Origin of the sequence: Flavobacterium sp. (assembly GCF_044338735.1) — a bacterium.
Taxonomy (GTDB): domain Bacteria; phylum Bacteroidota; class Bacteroidia; order Flavobacteriales; family Flavobacteriaceae; genus Flavobacterium.
Genome location: NZ_JBIIWV010000020.1, coordinates 1 through 20,773, shown reverse-complemented (window position 1 = coordinate 20,773; position 20,773 = coordinate 1). Strand labels below are relative to the sequence as shown.

At 30.8% G+C, this 20,773-nt stretch carries 19 protein-coding genes and 1 pseudogene; 4 read left to right on the top strand and 16 right to left on the bottom strand.

The features are described from left to right. The 4 genes from ACIQZC_RS02685 to ACIQZC_RS02670 all read right to left on the bottom strand — a co-directional run. A partial coding sequence (locus ACIQZC_RS02685) for an acyl-CoA thioesterase (protein ID WP_396137692.1) occupies nt 1-286 on the bottom strand: 286 nt, incomplete at its 3' end. Nucleotides 287-312: 26 nt separating this feature from the next. Further along, nucleotides 313-1,893: an AMP-binding protein gene (locus tag ACIQZC_RS02680; RefSeq protein WP_396137691.1), complete on the bottom strand. Its 1,581-nt coding sequence runs from the start codon at nt 1,891-1,893 to the stop codon at nt 313-315. Between the two features lie 6 nt (nt 1,894-1,899). After that, nucleotides 1,900-4,191, bottom strand: a complete 2,292-nt coding sequence (locus ACIQZC_RS02675; RefSeq protein WP_396137690.1) for a bifunctional salicylyl-CoA 5-hydroxylase/oxidoreductase — start codon at nt 4,189-4,191, stop codon at nt 1,900-1,902. Nucleotides 4,192-4,233: 42 nt separating this feature from the next. After that, entirely contained in the window at nt 4,234-4,836 is a 603-nt protein-coding gene (locus ACIQZC_RS02670) for a flavin reductase family protein (protein ID WP_396137689.1), read from the bottom strand. A 200-nt stretch (nt 4,837-5,036) separates the two neighbouring features. On the opposite strand from ACIQZC_RS02670, the gene acs reads away from it, so the two are divergent. Then, entirely contained in the window at nt 5,037-6,944 is a 1,908-nt protein-coding gene (gene acs / locus ACIQZC_RS02665) for an acetate--CoA ligase (protein ID WP_396137688.1), read from the top strand. A 49-nt stretch (nt 6,945-6,993) separates the two neighbouring features. On the opposite strand, the gene ACIQZC_RS02660 is transcribed toward acs, so the two are convergent. Together ACIQZC_RS02660 and ACIQZC_RS02655 are read right to left on the bottom strand one after the other, a co-directional pair. Beyond that, nucleotides 6,994-7,581, bottom strand: a complete 588-nt coding sequence (locus ACIQZC_RS02660) for an exonuclease domain-containing protein (RefSeq protein WP_396137687.1) — start codon at nt 7,579-7,581, stop codon at nt 6,994-6,996. Between the two features lie 4 nt (nt 7,582-7,585). Beyond that, complete coding sequence (locus ACIQZC_RS02655; RefSeq protein WP_396137686.1) at nt 7,586-9,499, bottom strand: DUF294 nucleotidyltransferase-like domain-containing protein; 1,914 nt, start codon at nt 9,497-9,499, stop codon at nt 7,586-7,588. A gap of 181 nt (nt 9,500-9,680) precedes the next feature. On the opposite strand from ACIQZC_RS02655, the gene ACIQZC_RS02650 reads away from it, so the two are divergent. From ACIQZC_RS02650 to ACIQZC_RS02640, 3 genes are all read left to right on the top strand, one after another. Beyond that, the gene (locus ACIQZC_RS02650) at nt 9,681-10,049 is read left to right on the top strand and encodes a hypothetical protein (protein WP_396137685.1); all 369 of its coding nucleotides are present in this window, start codon (nt 9,681-9,683) and stop codon (nt 10,047-10,049) included. A 64-nt stretch (nt 10,050-10,113) separates the two neighbouring features. After that, nucleotides 10,114-10,392 (top strand): DUF3817 domain-containing protein, encoded by a 279-nt coding sequence (locus ACIQZC_RS02645; protein WP_396137684.1) that lies wholly within the window; start codon nt 10,114-10,116, stop codon nt 10,390-10,392. A 55-nt stretch (nt 10,393-10,447) separates the two neighbouring features. Further along, nucleotides 10,448-10,828, top strand: a complete 381-nt coding sequence (locus tag ACIQZC_RS02640; RefSeq protein WP_396137683.1) for a glyoxalase — start codon at nt 10,448-10,450, stop codon at nt 10,826-10,828. A 76-nt stretch (nt 10,829-10,904) separates the two neighbouring features. Here the strand turns inward: ACIQZC_RS02640 and ACIQZC_RS02635 are convergent, their stop codons facing one another. The 10 genes and pseudogenes from ACIQZC_RS02635 to ACIQZC_RS02590 all read right to left on the bottom strand — a co-directional run. Continuing rightward, nucleotides 10,905-11,573 (bottom strand): DUF2461 domain-containing protein, encoded by a 669-nt coding sequence (locus tag ACIQZC_RS02635; protein ID WP_396137682.1) that lies wholly within the window; start codon nt 11,571-11,573, stop codon nt 10,905-10,907. A 104-nt stretch (nt 11,574-11,677) separates the two neighbouring features. Further along, nucleotides 11,678-12,181 carry a hypothetical protein gene (locus tag ACIQZC_RS02630; protein WP_396137681.1) on the bottom strand — a complete coding sequence of 168 codons (504 nt, stop codon included), beginning with the start codon at nt 12,179-12,181 and terminating at the stop codon, nt 11,678-11,680. Nucleotides 12,182-12,247: 66 nt separating this feature from the next. Continuing rightward, the gene (locus ACIQZC_RS02625; RefSeq protein WP_396137680.1) at nt 12,248-13,648 is read right to left on the bottom strand and encodes a sensor histidine kinase; all 1,401 of its coding nucleotides are present in this window, start codon (nt 13,646-13,648) and stop codon (nt 12,248-12,250) included. Beyond that, nucleotides 13,641-14,300, bottom strand: a complete 660-nt coding sequence (locus tag ACIQZC_RS02620; RefSeq protein WP_396137679.1) for a response regulator transcription factor — start codon at nt 14,298-14,300, stop codon at nt 13,641-13,643. Before ACIQZC_RS02620 ends, ACIQZC_RS02625 begins: the two co-directional genes overlap by 8 nt. A 14-nt stretch (nt 14,301-14,314) precedes the next feature. After that, nucleotides 14,315-15,754 (bottom strand): DUF3570 domain-containing protein, encoded by a 1,440-nt coding sequence (locus tag ACIQZC_RS02615; protein ID WP_396137678.1) that lies wholly within the window; start codon nt 15,752-15,754, stop codon nt 14,315-14,317. 13 nt (nt 15,755-15,767) lie between these two features. Next, nucleotides 15,768-15,977: a DUF4266 domain-containing protein gene (locus tag ACIQZC_RS02610; protein WP_396137677.1), complete on the bottom strand. Its 210-nt coding sequence runs from the start codon at nt 15,975-15,977 to the stop codon at nt 15,768-15,770. Next, nucleotides 15,978-16,961 (bottom strand): FAD:protein FMN transferase, encoded by a 984-nt coding sequence (locus ACIQZC_RS02605; protein WP_396137676.1) that lies wholly within the window; start codon nt 16,959-16,961, stop codon nt 15,978-15,980. Next, nucleotides 16,958-17,395 (bottom strand): thioredoxin family protein, encoded by a 438-nt coding sequence (locus ACIQZC_RS02600; protein WP_396137675.1) that lies wholly within the window; start codon nt 17,393-17,395, stop codon nt 16,958-16,960. The genes ACIQZC_RS02605 and ACIQZC_RS02600 overlap by 4 nt, the downstream gene beginning before the upstream one ends. Nucleotides 17,396-17,522: 127 nt before the next feature. Further along, nucleotides 17,523-19,481 (bottom strand): LTA synthase family protein, encoded by a 1,959-nt coding sequence (locus tag ACIQZC_RS02595; RefSeq protein ID WP_396137674.1) that lies wholly within the window; start codon nt 19,479-19,481, stop codon nt 17,523-17,525. Between the two features lie 83 nt (nt 19,482-19,564). Beyond that, nucleotides 19,565-20,773 (bottom strand): annotated as a pseudogene (locus ACIQZC_RS02590) (hypothetical protein); the annotation flags it as partial.

Sequence of the window (20,773 nt, the reverse complement as noted above, 5' to 3'; positions counted from 1 at the left end):
CGTTTTCAAACTCAAATCCACAAATTATTGAAGAGTTTTTTAATTCTTTTACCCACAATTTTTTGGTTAATATTTCGCCCAAACGTGCGGCATTTTTGAATTGAATTTTCAAATCAACTGTTGGAATTCCATTAGTTTCGTGCATTTTTGAAAAAGGTCTGTCTAAGGCTTCTTCAAACCAATCTTCAACTAAACCGTTGAGCATTTCTAAAAATCTCGGATAGAAAACTATTCCGGCATAATCTATATGTTGAAAACGAACTTTTTCTTGTTTTATAAATTGCATATTTCTGTTTTTTTAAACACTAATTATTATTTCAATTTAAATCGTTGAATTTTCCCTGTTTCTGTTTTTGGCAAACAATCCACAAAATGAATTACTCTTGGATATTTATATGGCGCTGCTGTGTTTTTAAACCAATTTTGAATCTGAATTTTTAAAGATTCATCTGCCATTTCTTGTTCTTTTAAAACAATATGCGCACAAACCAACATACCTCGTTCTTCATCGGGTAAACCCACAACGGCACATTCTAAAATATTTTCATGAGTTAAAAGTACGGATTCTACTTCAATTGCCGCAATATTATAACCCGAAGATATAATCATATCATCGCCACGAGCCACAAAATGAAAATACCCTTCTTCATCTTGACGGAAAATATCGCCTGTGATGTTCCAGCCATTTTCAACGTATTCGCGTTGTTTTTCTTCTCGATTCAAATATTTACAACCCGTAATTCCTCGAACCGCCAATCTTCCAGCTTCATTTCTTGGTAATTCGTTTCCTTGTTGGTCAATAATTTTTGCTTCGTAACCAGAAATCGCTTTTCCAGTAGCGCCAGGTTTCATGTTCTCTTCGTTTGACGAAATAAAAATATGTAACATTTCGGTAGCACCAATGCCATCAATAATTTTTAACCCTGTGGCATCATACCAATCTTGCCAAACCTTTAACGGTAATGTTTCACCTGCCGAAACACATCTTCGTAAACTCGAAATATCGTAGTCTTGAATTTTTGTTGTAATAATTCGCCATGCGGTTGGAGCTGTAAAACAAATCGTGATTTTATAATCTTGAATGGCTTTCAACAATACATCTGGACTTGGTTTTTCGATTAAAAAAGTTGCTGCTCCAAAATACATTGGAAACAACACCAACCCACCTAAACCAAAAGTAAAACCAATGGGCGGACTTCCAATAAAAATATCATTTGAAGTGGGCTGCAACGAATAATTTGGAAATGCTTCGCAAATATTCAAAATATCTTTGTGATAATGCGCCGTCATTTTTGGTAAACCTGTGGTGCCCGAAGTGAAACCAATTAGTGCCACATCCTCTGATTTTGATAGATAATTGTCGAATGTTTTTGGTTTGGATGCCATTAATTTTTCTAAATCGGAATCTCTGTAGAAACTCACTTTTTTTAGAAAATTTGATTGGACTAAATTCATTTCTTCAGCTAAATCGCTATCGCAAAAGGCGTGAGAAATTTCAGCACAATCTATAATGGTTGTTATTTCTTTAGCACGTAATAATGGCATGGTTGCAACTACAATTCCGCCTGCTTTTAAAACCGCAAACCAACACGCGACCATCATTGGGTTATTCGCCGAACGCAATAATACTCGATTTCCGGATTGTAAACCTAAATCTTCGACTAAAACATGTGCAATTTGATTGGCTTTTTCATACAAATCTTGATACGTCCACGTTTCTTCAAAAGTTCGAATGCAAATCGAATTTCCTCGACCTTCTTTGATGTGAGAATCTAATAGTTTATCTACGCAATTCAATAGTTCAGGTTGTTGGAATTTTGGTAAATCCAAAAAGGTATATTCTGGTTGTAATTCCAGATTAGGTAAATTTATTTGAACGAAATTATCTTTCATTATTAATTACTTCTTATTACTCTTAGGTTTCAACGCTTTTTTCATTCCTTCTGCTTGTTTTCTTTCGGCAGCTTTTAATGGATACAAATGTGAAATGCCCATTTTATAGGAATTTGGAATATCTGTTGCGCGAAATTGTTCATACGCTTGCGCATTTCGTACAAAATTTGCATCTAATAACAAAGGTCTTCCAAGTGCTACTAAATCGGCTCTTCCGTTTAAAATAATCGTGTTAATTTGGTCAATATCTTGAATATATCCTGCAGTTATTGTTGGAATATGAACTGTATTTCGAACCGCATCTGAGAAAGGCGTTTGCCACATTCTTCCAGTTTGTGGTTTTTGGTTAGCAACCGTATTTCCTGTGGAAACATTAATAATATCAGCACCCTCTTTTTTAAACGCTTCTGAAATAACAAAAACATCTTGTTCTGAAATTCCGTTTTCAGCCCAATCGGTTGTTGATATTCGAACAGAGATTGGTTTTTCATTTGGAAACACTTCTCGAATGGCTGTAAAAACTTCTATTGGATATTTTAATCGATTTTCAACGCTTCCACCAAATTCATCGTTACGAATATTAGTTAACGGGGACAAAAAAGAGGCCAATAAAAATCCGTGATGCGCTTGTAATTCAATCATATCAAAACCAGCTTCATTAGCATTTTTTGAGGCTTGCACAAATTGATTTTTAACCAATTTCATATCTTCTAAAGTCATTTCTTTTGGACAATCATAATTTTCATTGAAAGGAATAGCAGAAGCTGAAAGCAACTCCCATTTATTTCCCTGAAATTGTTCTTCCCAAGGAATTTTTGAACAGCCTTTTCTTCCTGAGTGTCCTAATTGAATTCCGATTTTTGTTTGGGTATATTGGTGAATAAAATCAGTAATTCGTTTCCAAGCGTTTACTTGGTTTTCGGTATGAATCCCTGCGCATCCTTCAGTAATTCTTCCAGTATCAGAAACAGCGGTCATTTCGGTCAGAATTAATCCTAAACCGCCTACGGCTCTTGATGTATAATGCTGAAAATGCCAATCATTTACCAATCCGTTTTCTGCTACATATTGCCCCATTGAAGACATTACGATACGATTTTGTAATTCTAAATTTCTTAGTTTGAATTTTGAAAACGCAGCTGATTGATTTTTGATATTGATATTGCAATTGTCATTAAACTCAACCAAAACTTTATCTGTAAATGAACTATCTCTCAAACGTAAGTTTTCATAAGTTACTTTTTTAGAACGGGTCATGCAACCAAAAGCAAATTGCTGAAACGTATGTTGCATGTGACGATCCATATTTTCAAACCAATCTAATGAAACGATAGCGGCATACTGAATCATTTCTACCGTATTTCTTCGGGTTTTATCGTATTGTGCAAAAGCGGCTTGTACATTATTTGGGTGAGCCATCACGGCATCGGATAATCCAATGGCACTGTCCATGGCTAATTTTGTTCCTGAACCAATAGAATAATGGGCTGTAGCTTTGGCATCGCCTAGTAAAACAATGTTATTATGATACCAATTTTGGTTAGTAACGTGCGGAAACTGTCGCCAGTGTGATTTATTTGAAATTAGTGGGTGACCGTCTAATTCTACGGCGAAGATTTCGGCAATTTTTGAAATGGTATCTGCTTCATTGGTGACTTCAAAGCCATGTTTTTGCCAAGTTTCATCGCTACATTCAAAAATCCAAGTACTCATACCTTCTTCATATTGATACGAATGCGCCACGATTGTTCCGTGAGGCGTACTTCTGAAAAAATAGGTAAAAGCATCTAATGGTTTTGTTGAACCTAACCAAACGAAACGGTTCTTTTTTAATTCGACTTTTGTTCCGAATTCCTGTTGATATTTTGTACGAATGGAACTTCCAATTCCATCTGTAGCCAGAATAATATCGGAATCTGCAAATTGTGCTAAATCCTCTACATTTTGTTCGAAATGCAAATTTACACCTTCTTCTAAGCAACGTTGTTGCAATAATTGCAAAAGGGTTTTTCTGGAACAACCGCAAAAACCATTTCCTGCAATATTCACGGATTCACCATCTCTAGCAATAATAATATCATCCCAATAGGCAAATTTACTTCGGATTAATTCATACGATTGCATGTCGCGTTTTAAGAATTCGCCTAAGGTTTCATCTGAAAACACTACCCCGAAACCAAAACTATCATCAGGTTTGTTTCTTTCGTAAATATCGATTTCGCAATGTGGCATTGCTTTTTTGGTTAATATCGAAAAGTAAAGTCCACCTGGACCACCACCTATAACTGTTATTTTCATATTTTAATGGATAATTAACAATGGATAATTGATAATTAATTATTATCTTTTAATAGAGAATATTTCTCCTAATTTACTATAATTTGAACCTGCTAAACGCGCAACAGGTTGGTATTTTTCTAAATTTATTTTATGGTTTTCCATCAAAATTGAGTCGTCAATATGCATCGTAATTATTTTTCCAATGATAATACAAGCGCCACCGTTTTGATGCTTTTCGATAAAATAATGATGCACAATTTCGCATTCAAATTGCACCAAGCTTTCTTTTACTCGTTTTGGTTTGATGTAAATGGATTCTATTGGAGTTACGTTTGCTAATTGAAATTCATTAACATCAGCTGCTACAGATTGCGAAGTAGTATTCATTTGTTCTACAACATCTTCCGTAACTAAATTGACTACAAATTGCTGATTGGCGAGAATATTATTTAACGTGTCTTTATTTTTATTTCCCGTTCGGACGGTTGAAAACATAATGTGTGGTGGATCTTCGCTAACGACATTAAAAAAGGAAAACGGAGCTAAATTATCAATTCCATTTTCATCGACAGTGGCTACCCAAGCGATAGGTCTTGGAATGACGGTTCCAGTCAATAATTTATATAAAGCCGAAGATTCGGTGTTTTGAATGTCGAATTGCATATTATATTTGTTTATTATACAAATTAAGTAAAATTAATAAAAATCTAACTATACTTTATGGATAAAAAAAAGACTTTTTTTGAAATCAGTAAACTTATAATTAACTAATCACATAACTACATTTTTTTAGTTCGAAATTTCTTTTTCAAAACCTTAGAATACGTATATTTACATTAATAAATGATAATCGAAAAATAGCAATGAGTTATTACAAAATACGCGATTTAGAAAACTATTTCAAAATGTACAAAAAATCAGTACGCGAACCTAGGAAATTTTGGGATCGTATTGCTGATGAAAATTTTACTTGGTATCAAAAATGGGATAAAGTTTTTGAAGTAGACATGCAAGAAGCCAATTTCAAATGGTTTTTAAATGCAAAAGTCAACATCTCTAAAAACTGTATTGACAGGCATTTAGCAAAAAGAGGCGATAAAACGGCAATTATTTTTGAACCTAATGATCCCAGCGAAGCAGCACAACATATCTCTTATAACGAATTGTATTTAAGAGTTTCAAAAATGGCAAACGTTTTACGTGATCAAGGAATTAAAAAAGGAGATAGAGTTTGTATTTATTTGCCAATGATTCCAGAATTGGCAGTTGCCATTTTAGCTTGTGCACGAATAGGAGCTATCCATTCGGTGGTATTTGCTGGATTTTCAGCTTCTGCTGTAGCTGCAAGAATTAATGATTCTGAATGTAAAATGGTAATTACTTCTGATGGCGGATTTAGAGGAAATAAATCAATTGATTTAAAAGGAATCGTAGATGAAGCATTGGAAAAATGTCTTTGTGTAGAAAAAGTTTTAGTGGCTAAACGTACAAATACGGCTGTTAATATGAAAGATGGTCGAGATATTTGGTTACAACCACTTTTAGATGCTGCTTTGGGAAATAATGTAGCTGAGATTATGGATGCTGAAGATCCTTTATTCATTTTATATACTTCAGGTTCTACTGGAAAACCAAAAGGAATGTTGCATACCACAGCAGGTTATATGGTGTATACAGCTTATACCTTTAAGAATGTATTCAATTACGAAGAGAATGATGTGTATTGGTGTACTGCCGATATCGGTTGGATTACAGGGCACTCGTATATTTTATACGGACCTCTTTTAAACGGAGCTACCACTGTAATTTTTGAAGGAGTTCCTTCTTATCCAGATTTTAGTCGTTTTTGGGAAGTAATTGAAAAACATCAAGTCAATCAGTTTTACACGGCTCCAACCGCCATTCGTGCTTTAGCCAAAGAAAATTTAGATTATGTCCAAAAATTTCCATTAAGCAGTTTAAAAGTTATTGGATCTGTTGGAGAACCTATAAATGAAGAAGCTTGGCATTGGTACAACGACCACGTAGGAGGAAAGCGTTGCCCATTAGTTGATACTTGGTGGCAAACCGAAACAGGAGGAATTATGATTTCGCCTATACCTTTCGTAACTCCAACAAAACCAACTTACGCGTCTTTACCATTGCCAGGAATTCAACCAGTTTTAATGGATGAATTACGAAACGAAATTGAAGGAAATCAAGTCACGGGTAATTTATGTATTAAATTCCCTTGGCCTTCTATAGCAAGAACCATTTGGGGCGATCATCAGCGTTATAAAGAAACGTATTTTACGGCATTTCCAGGTAAATATTTCACTGGAGACGGTGCTTTGCGCGATGAAGTAGGGTATTACCGAATTACGGGTAGAGTAGATGATGTAATAATTGTTTCAGGACATAATTTAGGAACTGCTCCAATTGAAGATGCTATAAACGAACACCCAGCAGTTGCAGAAAGTGCAATTGTAGGATTTCCACATGATATTAAGGGGAATGCGTTATATGGTTTTGTAATTTTGAAAGAAATTGGGGAAAGTCGTGATCGAGATAACTTGGCTAAAGAAATTAACCAATTGATTTCTGATCAAATTGGTCCGATTGCTAAATTAGATAAAATTCAATTTGTGAATGGTTTACCAAAAACACGTTCGGGTAAAATCATGCGCAGAATATTAAGAAAAATTGCGGAAGGTGACTTCTCAAACTTTGGAGACATCTCAACATTGCTTAATCCTGAAATAGTGGATGAAATCAAAGAAGGCAAACTCTAGTTTTTTAGTTTTTTTATGAGATCTTTTTAAAATTCTAATCTTATCACAACTACTTAATTTTTAAAATTGTTTTTAACTTTAAAAATAAAATTGCTATTGAAAATGTATCATCAGCGACTGAAATCCGTTCACTTACAGGAATACCTAATGTTTTGCACATAGCATCCAATGGGTATTTTTTATCTGCCGTATCATTTACTTTGTTGAACATGATCTCGATATCTAAAGCTTCATTTTTTAAATTTCCGCAATCAAATTTTGCTAAACTTGTATTTAAAAAATCAATATCCTGATTTACCCTGTGCCCAATTATTGTAGCATTTCCAATGTAATTAACAATTAATTCAATAGCTTCGCGTTCTGTTTTTTTCTCTATTTTACTTACCACTAAAAAATCATTTGGATCGAAATTAATCTCAGATTTTGAATAAGATATATAGAGTTCAAGCGCTTCTCTAATTGTAATTCTATCGGCATTGACTGTTACTGCCGAAAAAGCTAAAATAACATCTTTGGAAGTATTTAAACCCGTTGATTCAATACTCAATACCACATATTTATTGGATTTATCTTTGAAATTGGAAAGATAATTTTTCCAAAATTCTGGATACTTATTATTATTTAACCACTGTAGCATTGTTTTATGAGAATTGTGTTAGTTGGTATTTATCTTTTATGAGTTCAATAATTTCGTCTGTTTGAGTCAAACATTTTTTTAATTTTTCTTTATCCACTTTATTCAAATTAGCAACTTTTATGAATGAACCATCTGTATCGTTAACAATACTTTCTTCTACTCTAAAATGTTGTAATTGCAAATAATTTTCGGCAAAATCTAAATAATTTTCGGCATTTTTCGGATCACTAATAGCTAGCTGTTTATAACGTAAATAAGTATTATTAACTCCTTTTAATCCATAACTCAAAGCAAATAATCGTGCGGCATCAATATAAACTTGCAATCCTTTTTGTTTTAAATCGAAATATTCCTTTTTAGTTCCGTTTTCTTCTACAGCAATTTTCTTAAAAAAGGTTAATCCTTCGGGTAATTTTAAAACTTTATTGCCTAAAAAGTCAAAAAACAGAGTATTACTTTTTATTTTTTGATAGATTACGTTCTCAAGGGCATCCTTAATTTTAATTTCACCATACACATATTCAAAATCATAAAAAATAGGACTAAAATCGGCTGCATTTTCCCCTGGCGCTACCATCCAATTTTGATATAAATTTACAAAATCTGTCAAAGACCTGCAACATTTAATAGAACTTGCCATGTGGTCATACGGACATAATGAATATCCTAATTTTTCCATGTTTACAATGACAAGTTTAGCCATTTGAACAAAATAATATTTTACATCACGTTGTTTTTCAGGCGCTACATCTTCATAAATTAGGAGACTGTCTTGATCACTTAAATAAAGCTGTTCTTTTCTTCCTTGACTTCCTATTGCTAACCAAACAAATCGGGCAGGAGGAGAGCCCAATTGAGCAATAGCAATTTGAATATTTTGCTGAATTATTGAAAACAATAACTCACTTGCAACGGCATTAATATGAAAAATAGGGATGTTTTTTGTAAATGAATTTTGAATGATGTCTAAATACTTCGTATGAATATATTTTAACTCATCTAATGAGTGTGCCGATTTAATTTCTTTGATTAATATACCAGGGTTATTTGACTGTGAGTTAATAACATCACGTTCTGAAATAACACCAACGATTGCAGAATTTTGAGTACCATCTTCGGTTACACATAAATGAGTTGTTTCATTCTTTAATAATAAGAGTTGGGCTTCAGCCACCGAAATATTTTTATCAACTATTATAAAATTAATATTCATAATCTTATTGACAATATCATCAATTTGATACAAACCAGCACCAATTTTCTTTGCTAAATCAGCATCAGTAAGTAATCCTACTATTTTAGTATTGTACGTAATTAATGCATGGCTTGATTTATCTGCAATCATTTTTAACGTTACATTTTTAATTGATGAATTAGCCTCAATTAAAGTAGGACTTGTAGTATATTGTAAATCTTGAAAATAGGAATAATTTGTATCTGAGGAACTAGTATCAATTTCAGAAATAGATTTGAATTGTTGATAATTTTCTTTTTTTGGTTTGGCTTGTGTTGCAAAATTTTCCAAAAAATAATCTAAAACAGCGGTGTATTTGGTAAGATATGGTTTAAAAACAGCAATAGGAATAGCATATAAAACAGCATCTTCATTAGCAGTTGCCTTGAGAACATAGTTATTTTTAGCAAAAAAAGGTCGTAAACCAAATAAATTACCCGAATAACATTTTGAATGTAATACTTCTTCGGCATCTAAAACTTTGGTCAAGTGAACTACTCCAGAATATACAATATAAAAGGAATCATGTAATTCATCATTGATTTTAAATAATGTTTTACCTTTTTGTAATGTTAATATGTTACTATCTAATACAATAGCTTTCAAATCCGAATATTCAATAAAATTGAACGGCTCATATTGTTTGAGGAAAGTAGCTATATTTTCGGCAATAGAATTCTGCATGGAATAGTGGATATTATTTACTTAACAAATTTAGTAATTTTTATGATACTTTCATATTCTTAAATATTCTATTTTACATAATGTATATTATAATTCAATGTGTTATAACTTATAAAAATAAGAAAACGTTTGTATAATCCTATAAATAGGATTAGTTTTGTGATTCATATTTTAAACAACCATGGAAAACAAACAAGCCTTACTTCTACTTGAGAAAAATTTAAAAGATCTGCTTAAGAAAAAATTTTCAGTAGAATCAATCGTTGCCGACTTGAAGAAAATTAGAGAAATTACATTAGATTTACAAAACCCTGTAGTTACAAAATCGTTACGATTAGCTTCTGAACATATAGAAATCAAAAAAGCTTTTTTAATTGCTATTCCTGCTGATGAACCAATTGATAGCGATGAAATAGTAAACGAGGTTGCTTTCTCAGATGCGAATAATATTGAAAGTTTAACTTACTACCTTTCTTTATTCACAGATTTAAATAAAAAAAACAATCTTTTAGACATTAAAGAATATAACAAAGCATTTTTATCTTTTTAAAACTTTCTATTTTACATAATATTTAAAGCTGCATTCAAGCAGCTTTTTTAATACTGTTATTTGTATGTTACGATTATTTAAAACTATCGCAATTCTTGAGGGTATTTCATATCTGTTACTATTTGCTAATATGTTGATTGTTAAGCCAAACTATGTTGACGTTTATAAACAACTTTTGTACCCTATTGGTATGAGTCATGGAGTTTTATTCATAGGCTATATTTTCTTAGCTATTATATTGAAAGCATCACTAAAATGGGATTATAAAACGTTTGGTATTATTATAATTGCCTCATTGATTCCATTTGGTACTTTTTATGTTGAGAAAAAATATTTAAACTAAAATATTTAAAAAAATGATTTTATTTCTATTTTTTAATTAATTTTAAAACAAAAAAATGAAAGACGAACTCATTTTATCGCTTAGAGGTGTTGCTATAGGTTCAATAACAACTGAATCTTCTTCAGAAGAAAAATTTCAAAATCAAACCCTCCGCCCTATTCTTAAAATACAAAATGATCTTTTTTTACTTGTTTTTAAAAACTATATTACTAAACAAAAAGTTGATTTTTTTGATTTTATGCCAGAAAAAAAAATGCAATTTATTGAAAATGCTATTCAGCGGGATATTAAATTTAGAAATTCATTAAAGGGAATGATAATTGGTTTTTTTACACTTTTAGAATACGAGGAATACATTTTGAATTCGTCAAATTTGAATAAACGAATGATGAATTTACTAATTGAACGATTAAAAAGTCAAATTCAGATAATTTAATTTTACAATTAGAGAATTAGTCAATGTGCCAATTGTTAAAAGAAAATAATTAACACATCGGCACATTGAAAATTGACTAATTATACAAAGATTCTCCATTCAAATCGGTGCTTAACACGTCACTCATATAATTAAAAAAGGGTCGCATTGCTTTAAAAGTAGCAATAACTTCTGATTGAAAATTAGCAGACAAAACTTCTTTATTCGTAAAACTTCGGGTTAATAAAAATTGCTTTTTACGAATTAAATCGATGTCGGGATGTGTTTTATCAAATCCTTTTGGTGCGGTTTTTAACTCCTCACCTTCTAGTGTTTTAAAATACTTTTGAAAAGATTCTTCAGTAATAATTGATCTCAATTCTGAAGCATCCATTTCAATTTCTTTGCGCATTCGAAATAAATCAGCCGCATTGGGTTCCCAAAAACCACCACCTACAAAACTAGCCTCGTTTTCTATATGTAAATACATTCCACCACGAAGTAAAGGTTTGGCACGGTTGAAACCTACACTAAAATGATTTTTATAAGGTAATTTGTTTTTTGAAAAACGCACATCACGATAAATACGAAAGACCTGCATTTTATCTAAACTGTCTATTTTCTCTAAATCGGTATATATAGCAGCAAAAAAAGTTTTGGCAAGTTTTTCTTCAACCTGAAATGCTTTTTTATTTTCAGCAAACCATTCTCGGTTATTGTTTTCTTTGAGTTGGTTCAAGAAATGAAAAATTGAATTTTGTAGCATAACTTTCCTTTTTTACAAATATAAACAAACTAAAAACAAAGAGATATTTGACAATAAAAAAACCACTTTATCAAACAATAAAGTGGTTTTTTTTATTTTTTTTATTAATCTTCATCACCTTCTTCAGCTGCAGCTCCATTTTGATCAACGGCTGTTGTTGAAGATGTATTTGCTCTTATTTCAGTATGGCGCACTTCTCCACCCGTTGTACCTGTTTGTTTTCCAAAAAATACACCAATAATGGCAACAACCAAAGCAATATAAGATACTGCTGCCGCTTTTGTATGGTTTTTAAAATTAAGATATAAACCCAATAGTGAAATCGCACCTAAAGCATATAAAACAAAAGCTAATTTTTCTGCCATTTCTTCATGCTCATGAATAATTTGATCAGTAACCGAAGGTAATTTTTCAGCAATTTCTTCTGCTCCTTCACCAGTTGACATGCTAACCGCTGCAAAAATTGCCGCAACTACAAAAAGAATGTAGGCTACATTTTTAATAACAGTATGCTTCATGAAAATTCCAGCAATTAAAATTCCTAGTCCAAAAATAGTTCCAATGATTGGAAAATGGTTTACTACCATATGTAAATGCGCATCGTTCATAATATTATTTTTTAAATTATTTTCTTGGTTAAAGTTAAGAAAAAAGTAAATGATATAACTTAAGGACTACTTAAGTTTAGCTAAAGGAAAACTTAAATTAATGATAGTTCCTACGTTTAATTCACTTTCAATTGAAATGGTAATGTTTAACAATTCACAAAGTCTTTTTACAATTGATAGTCCAAGCCCAGTTCCTTTAATAGTAGTATGATTTAAACTATCAGCTCGATAAAATGAATGAAACACTTTTTCTAAATCAGTTTGTGAAATACCTATTCCATTATCAATAATTGTAAATGATAAGATTTCATTATTTTGAGATAAAATTATAGATATTTCTCCAAAGTTATTCGTGTATTTAATAGCATTTGAAATTAAATTACCAACAATAATTGACACTAAATAAGCGTCTGAATTGATATAAAAATCAGACGAAAAATCAGAATTAATTGTTATTTTTTTGGTCGCAATTTTTTCCGAAAAACGAGTGAGTTGATCCAAAAGTAACGCATTCAAATAGATAGATTCATTATTTATGTTTTGCTTTTGATTCTCAAATCGGGCAAGTAATAATAATTGATCAACCATTTTATTCAACCGATCAACTTCAGAAATACAAAAATTGATTTTTTCTTCATATTCGTATTGATTTCTTGGCTTTCTAATCAACACCTCCATGGTTCCTTTTATAATTGCTAATGGTGTTCTTAACTCATGCGAGGCATCAGAAGTAAATTGTTTTTCTCGATCTATGGCATCCTCAATTCGATCTAATAAATTATTGATGTTTTGAGAAAGTGCGTATAATTCATCTTTATTTGGTGGTAATGGAATACGCATTTGTAAATTATCTCGTGTAATTTGACTTGAGGTATCAATAATTGTTTTTACTGGCAAAATACTTCTACCGGCAAAGAATCGGGCTATGAAAAATAAAGCAATTAGAATTAAGGGAAAAATAACAATTAGAATGTTTTTTAAAATTTGAACGATTTCAAAATCCTCCATTGACATTGCCACGACTAAGTAACCAACTACTTTGTTATTGTTTCTAATAACAGTTTGTAATTGTCTAACCGGTATTTCATTTAGAACAGCATCAATAAATAAATTGTTCTGTTCATCAGAAAGTAACTTTAAATTTGAATTTTTTAAATTGGGTGATTTATCAATTAGTTGTTTGTTATTATCATAAAATTCAACAAACACTGGATTAACACTTATGGAATTGTGCTCTCTAGCGCGCCATTGATCTACATGAATTAAGTAGGTTTCATTAGAATCTGTGGAAACATCATCAAGATGTTTATATAGTTCTTCTTGAATGGCTTCGTTTATATGTTGATTAACACTAAATTTTACAATATTGTATATAAAAAGAAAAACTATTGCAATAAGAAATGCGCCACTAATAATATAATTAAAAGCAATTCTATTTTTAAATGAAAATGAAAAAAATTTAGTCATTTGCTATATATCCTATTCCTCTAATGGTTTTTATTAAATCTTGATCTTTGGTTAAATTTAATTTTTTTCTAATAGCATTCATAAATACATCTATTACCCCTGTATCGTATTCAAAATGAATATCCCATACATCTTCAATTATTTTAGTTCTTGTACAAACACTACCTTTATTTTTAATTAAGTAGGCCAAGAGTTCAAATTCTCGATGCGTAAGTGAAACTTCTGTTTGATCAATTAAAACTTGGAATTTACTTTTATCTAAAGTAATATTTCCGAGTGTAAAAATTTGAGACTCATTACTTGTTCTAAAATGGATTTTAATTCGTTCTAATAATTCATCAAAAGAAAACGGTTTTTTGATGTAGTCATTAGCTCCTGACTTTAAACCCTCAATGGTTTCTTGAACAGTATCTTTTGCGGTTAAAAAAATAATTGGAGTGTTTTTATGTTCCCGAATTGCTTTACAAACTTCGATTCCAGTCATTTTTGGCATCATCCAATCAAGCAACACTAAATCAATTGGCAAAGACAAAGCCATTTCTAAACCGTCCTTTCCATTTGTAGCAGTTGAAATAGTAAAGCCTTCTTCTTCTAGGCCTTGCTTTAAGAAATCTACAATTCCTTTTTCGTCTTCAACTATTAGAATATGCATTTTTAATATTACTTTTATTGTTGTACAAATTTAAATCCGATTGTAACAATATTGGCATTTAAACCATCATTTCGGTCGTAATGATTAAATCTAAAATCTATATTTTTAAGACCAAATTTCCAAATATTAGCATTGGCAAAAATATCAGTATAACTTACACCTAATCCATACTGATGCGCATTAAAAGTAGATAAATCGTAATCTGATGTATAATAATTTTCGGTAGACAAATGGGTCTCGTATGGTGCAAAATATTTTGAACTTTGTTGAGTGTAGTATCTGTATGTTGGAGAGACCGTAAATTTATCAGATAATTTAATTGGTAATTCAATACTTGCAGTATGTGAGGTAATTCCCCAATCATCCCAATAATATCTGTAATAAGTCCTAAGGGTTAATCGTTCGTTTACATAATAATTCAATCTGGAACCAAATGGAATTTTAAAACGAGTTGATGGCAATCGTTCTATATCGTCTGCTAAACGATACACACCATTATTTTGTGCTGTTTCATAAACCGAAATATACTGCGCTTGTCCGATGTAATAATTAGCTTTATCTGCAAAATAAATTCTGTGATACGGTGAAGACAGCATTCCTTCTTGTTGAAGTAGATCAAAAAATAAAGAAAACTGCATTCTTTTTGTTGCCACTTGAGAAAATCCAAGTGATGCAGAATATGAATTTCTATTTGTGGCATCCCAATTCTTAAATTTGTTTGGAAGATAACTCGTCGTTGTATTACCACTTTGGTCTAAAATTGTAATACCACTAAAGAAACCATTGTTTTGAAAATTTAATCCATAAGTTCCAAACTCATGCAATTCGGTTGGATATATAGGACGCCATTGATCTAGGTATACATTTGCTTTAAGTGAAATTTCAGTATTCTTATTGTTGAATAATTTACTAACGCCTCCTCCAAAACCAATAGAAGTATAATCATATTCATTTGAAAAAGCTAAATCTGCGTTCCAAATAAAATTTCGGTCATCACTATTATGACTGTAATTAATAACGAATGACGCTAATGCATCTTGAGCTGATGCACCTGAAGATGCTTGCCATGGAGTACCCCAAGGACCTGTTGATACTCTGCCGTCATCATCATCATCATCACCACCTGCACCCGAAGCTCCAGAAGCATTAAAAGGATTGATATTACTTGAAGAAGCAGAAGTATATGCAGAAATTCCAGCATCGACTGTTAATATATTATCATCGTTTAAGGGAATGGAAACGGTAATATTTGAAGCTAAATCGGTTAATTTTTCAGATCCCAATCCACCGGAAACTGATGAATGAAGACCATCTTGTTTATAATAACTTAATAAAAAATCAACCTCAATACCTTCTAACACACGCTTTTTATAGACCAAATTTGTAGAGTCTTTTACTTGCGAAAAAACAATACTGCTAAAAAAAAACAAGGTTAATACAAATTTAATTTTCATTCTAATCAATTTATTAATTACATCCACAACCGCCACCAGTTTTTCCTCCATTTGCACCCGAGGCCGCTTCACGATAAACTTGGAAGGTAGTCTCATATCGTTCTGAGCTTCTTGCTGATAATTTCATATCAGGGTCATTAATATATTGCTTGTCATATTCTTTAACAGAATTACAAGAAATTGTAGCAACTACAATAATGGCTAAAACAATAATTCTTTTCATTTATTGATATTTTTTAATGTCTATATTTTTTGAAGCATGAATTGCTCCTTTTTCATCTACAATGATACAGCCTATTCCTTTGAGCTGATTTACTAAGTCCAATCCAACTTCAATACCTAATACAAATATACCTGTGGCTAAAGCATCTGCTAATTCGGTTTGTTTTGAAAAAACAGAAACACTTACTATCCCTGTTGCCGGATATCCCGTCCTTGGATCAATAATGTGTGAATAACGTTTACCATTAAAAGTTACATATTTTTCATAGCTTCCAGATGTTTCAACAGCACTATCATTTAATGGAAATGTTGCAAAAACTTTATTTTTATTTAAGGGATTTACAATTCCAACCGTCCAATCTTTACCATTGGGTTGTTTCCCCCAAGTATTAATATCTCCAGAAACATTTACTAATCCAGATGTGCATCCTTTTTCTTGTAATACTATTTTAATTTTGTCGGCTATATATCCTTGACCTATTCCACCTAAACCTAACTTCATTCCTTGATACTTTAAAAAAATTGAAGTATCATTTTTATTTAAAATTATATTTTGATACCCAACTTTTTCAACTGAATTCTTTATGTTTTCTGCTGATGGCATTTCTTTCATGCTGCCGTCAAATTTCCAAATTTTATCCATTGAAGCGTAACTAATATCAAATGCACCATCGGTTAGTTTTGAAATATTTATTGCTCTTTTAACCAATTCAAACACTTCTAAATCTACTTTTACTGGAGCAATCCCTGCATTTTGATTTACTTTAGAGATTTGAGTGGTTGGAATCCAATCGGATATTAAATTTTCAATTCTTTTTACTTCTGAAATAGCTAATTCTGTATAAAAATTTGCTTGAATTGAATCTGTTGCAATAACAGTTATTTCAAACGGACTTCCCAACAAGTTTTTCTTCTTTTTAAAAACCTGCTGTCCAAATGTTGAACTAGTAACGAATGCGATAAAAAGAAGTATTACTATTCTCATTTTTTCTCTAGTGCATGAATCATTTTAATATACTCTTCAGGAGAAACGTTTTTAAATCCCATTTTTCCTAATAATTTTCCGTTTTTATCCAATATAACAACCAATGGAAAGCTTCCTTCCGTATTATATTTTTCAGCTAATTTTCGGTTGTGTTCGGTTTGTTCCTTAGACAACTCATTTGCTTTTTTTCTAGGAAAATTGGCCTTGATTAACACCCAATCTTTTGCTGCTTCATTTTTAAAACTCTCTGATTGCCAAATATTTTTATCCAATTTAATACAAGGCGCACACCAATCTGAACCAGAAAAAACAATAATAATATTTTTGTCTTGATCGGTAGCTATTTTTTTTGCCTGTTCAAAATCAGTATACCAATTTTGAGCTTGTCCGTAGTAGGAAACTAAAAGCAATAGTGGTAATAATATCTTTTTCATTTTTAAATATTTTATAAACTAAAGTCTAACATTTAGTTGTTAGAATGTGAACATTTAAACTATAACAAATAAACAACTTTTTTATCAAAATATTGCACTCAATAAATTGCTTAAGTAAATATTAAGTTTATTTTAATTTGGAATTCAAGTATAGATAATCAGCTACTTGATACCATGAAATCGTCTCCTTTATTTTTGATTGATTTAATGGAATGGGTTTTAAATGATTTGAAACCGAATTCCAAATGTAGGATGAATTTATTTTTTGGTTGGATAATATGTTAATTTGGTCAGCTTTTTTATGAGCTAGTTTTAAATAAGTACCCATTAACGCTCGTTCTTTATAGTTTTTAGCTAATACATTTGTTCCAAAAAAGTTAGAGGTGTAACTCCAATTTAATTGTCCGAAAATAGTTGGAAAAACATCAATTTGACTACATAATTTAGCTATTTCTTGGGGTTTTATGAATTGATTTCCATAAACAATTGCTGGAATTTGATAGTTCTTTACATCTATTTCGTCTTTACCTGCACTACTTGCACAATGATCGGCTACAAAAACAAAAATAGTATTCTTAAACCAAGGTTTATTTTTTGCAACTTTAAATAATTGTTGAATTGCGAAATCAGAATATTTTACGGCTCCATCCCTACCCGATCCAGATGGTATATCAATTTTATTGTTTGGATATGTGTAAGGTCTGTGATTTGAAGTCGTCATAATGAAATTGAGAAATGGCTTTCTTTTTTTATCATATTCATCAGCTACTTTTATCATTTTAGCGTAAATATCTTCGTCACAAATTCCCCATGCATTTTCAAAGGTTACCTCATTATCTTCAATATTATTTCGAGTTGTTTTAATCGCATCACTCAAAATACTACCTCTACCCCTATCATAAATATCAAATCCATTACCACCATAAAAGGCATTCATATTATCAAAATAACCATCTCCTCCATAGAAAAAATTACATTGATAACCCTTGTCTTTAAAAACATTAGAAATAGTATACAAATTATCATTATTTGGTCTTTTTATAATACTTTGTCCAGGAGTTGGCGGTATTGACAAAGTAACAGCTTCCATTCCCCTAACGGTACGGTTTCCGGTTGCATATAAGTTATTAAACACTAATCCTTGTTTTGCTATACTGTCTAAAAAAGGAGTTATGTTTTTTTTATTTCCATATCTTGACATAAAACTAGCGCTCATGCTCTCCATTAAAATAAAAACAACATTAGGTTTCTTATTAGAATTAATACTATCCGATATTTTTCTCTTTATAGAAAATCCTTCAGTGAGAAATTGGGAATTATCTTCTTTTAAATTAGTTCGAAGCAATTGAAACGCTTCTTCATCAGAAATAGCAGTATAAAATGTTTTAAAATCCAATTTGTTATTTCTAAGCTCAGCAAAAAAGGAATAAATTCCTGCTTTTGATATTTCATTATTGTATCTGTTTTTAGACCATTCAGCTTCAGAATTTGTTATAAAAAAAACATAAAATAGCATTATTAAAATTGAAATTATAAGACTTACTAATCTATTTTTAAATGATAGTTCTGAATTAAATGCTTTACTAAACAATTCCTTTTTATGAAAATAGTAAAAAATAATTCCAGAAATCAAAAACATCGTTGGGATTAAGATATACAAAGGATAAGACTCATGAATATTCTGAATAACTTCAAATGTATAAATAAGGTAATCGACTGCAACAAAGTTAAATCTACATTTAAATTCTTCCCAAAAAGTAATTTCTGCAAAAAAAGTAAAGACAAAAATCAATATACTAAATGCAGTTCCAGAATAGATAAATAATTTATCTAATGGCTTTCCAATCCATTTTTGAGGAATTAATACTACATATAAACAACTTATTACATATAAAAATGAAAGCACACCAATATCAAAAAGAAATCCTGTTCCTAAGATTCTAAAGAAACTGATAATGGATAAATTCACATCGTTTAGTTGCCAAATAAGAAATAAAATTCTGAGTAGTAATGAAAACAATAAAAACCATTTTGAAAAACCCAACAAAACAGCAAATCGTTTAGAAAATAAATAATCAACTTTCATAAAATAAAATTTATACAAAGTTGGTTTTAAAGATTACCTACTTGCTTAAGAAAGCCTTAAAAACCTCTTAAGATTTACTTAAGTTATAGCAGTCCGTTGTATTTACGCGTAAACCATTCAATTCCCAATGCAGAAATTAAAAAAAGTAACACCCACTTCAAATCAATTAATGGCGATTTTGAGTTTGTTTCTTTTTGAATGGGTAAATAGTTTTCGTTTTTGAGTAAAGCTTCAACTAAATTATCGATTTGATTTGGATAATAAACAGTGCCATTTGTATTGGAAGCTAATTGTTTTAATCGATTTTGATCAGGATTAACAAATTGTTTTTCTAAATCAAAATTTAAAATTTCAAATGAACCTGCGAAACTTGAGTTAGAATTCTTTTCAATTATTTTAAAAGCATAATTACCTGGAAGCAATCCATCTAAATTGACTTTAAAATTTGAAATAGACTTCAATAAATCATATTTTTTGAAAGCTTTTGTTTTGGAATTTACTACTTGAATGGTTAACTGCGCTTTTTCATCAAACTCATAATTTTTATTGAAAAATTCAGCAGAAATTTCAATACTCTCACTTGAATTATAAAATGGTTCAAAAGAAACATTTAAATTTTTCTTCGATGCATTAGAATTCAAATATTGAATAATTTTATCAGTAAACAAATCAAAATCAGTAAAATTTTTATTTATTAAATGACTCTCTAATCGCCATTTCCAAATATTTTCACCTAACAAATATGCAGTTCTTTTTTTGTTGGTTTCTGAAAAAGTCAACAAAGGGTTTTGTAATTGAACATTTCTAATTCGTGCATAAAGTAGGGTGTTTAGATTTCCTTTTTCGGCTATTGTACCAAATTTATGTTCTAAAGGTGGAAATTTTTCAAAACCAATATTTGCTTGTGAAAACAAATTAAAGTTCGGCTCAAACGTTGCTAAATAATCTTCTTTTTGGCCCGACATATTAAATAACAAATCTGTTTGTACTTGGTTTAAAAAATTGAAATCTGTTGCAGTCCCAGTAATAATAAATGTGTTTAGTTGGGCTACTTTATTTTGATCGAAAATAGATTTAAAAGCAGTATTGGGTTGGTACAATATCAAAATATCATAATTTTGTAATGATTTGATTTCGTTAGGCTTAAGTATTGTTACTTTACGTTGTAAATTATGTTCAATACTGCGTTTTAAAACACCTAAATCAGGATGAGAAATTGAGGATATTAGCGCAATTTCACTACGTTGATCAATAACTTCAACGGCAAAATACTTTATATTATTTACGCTATT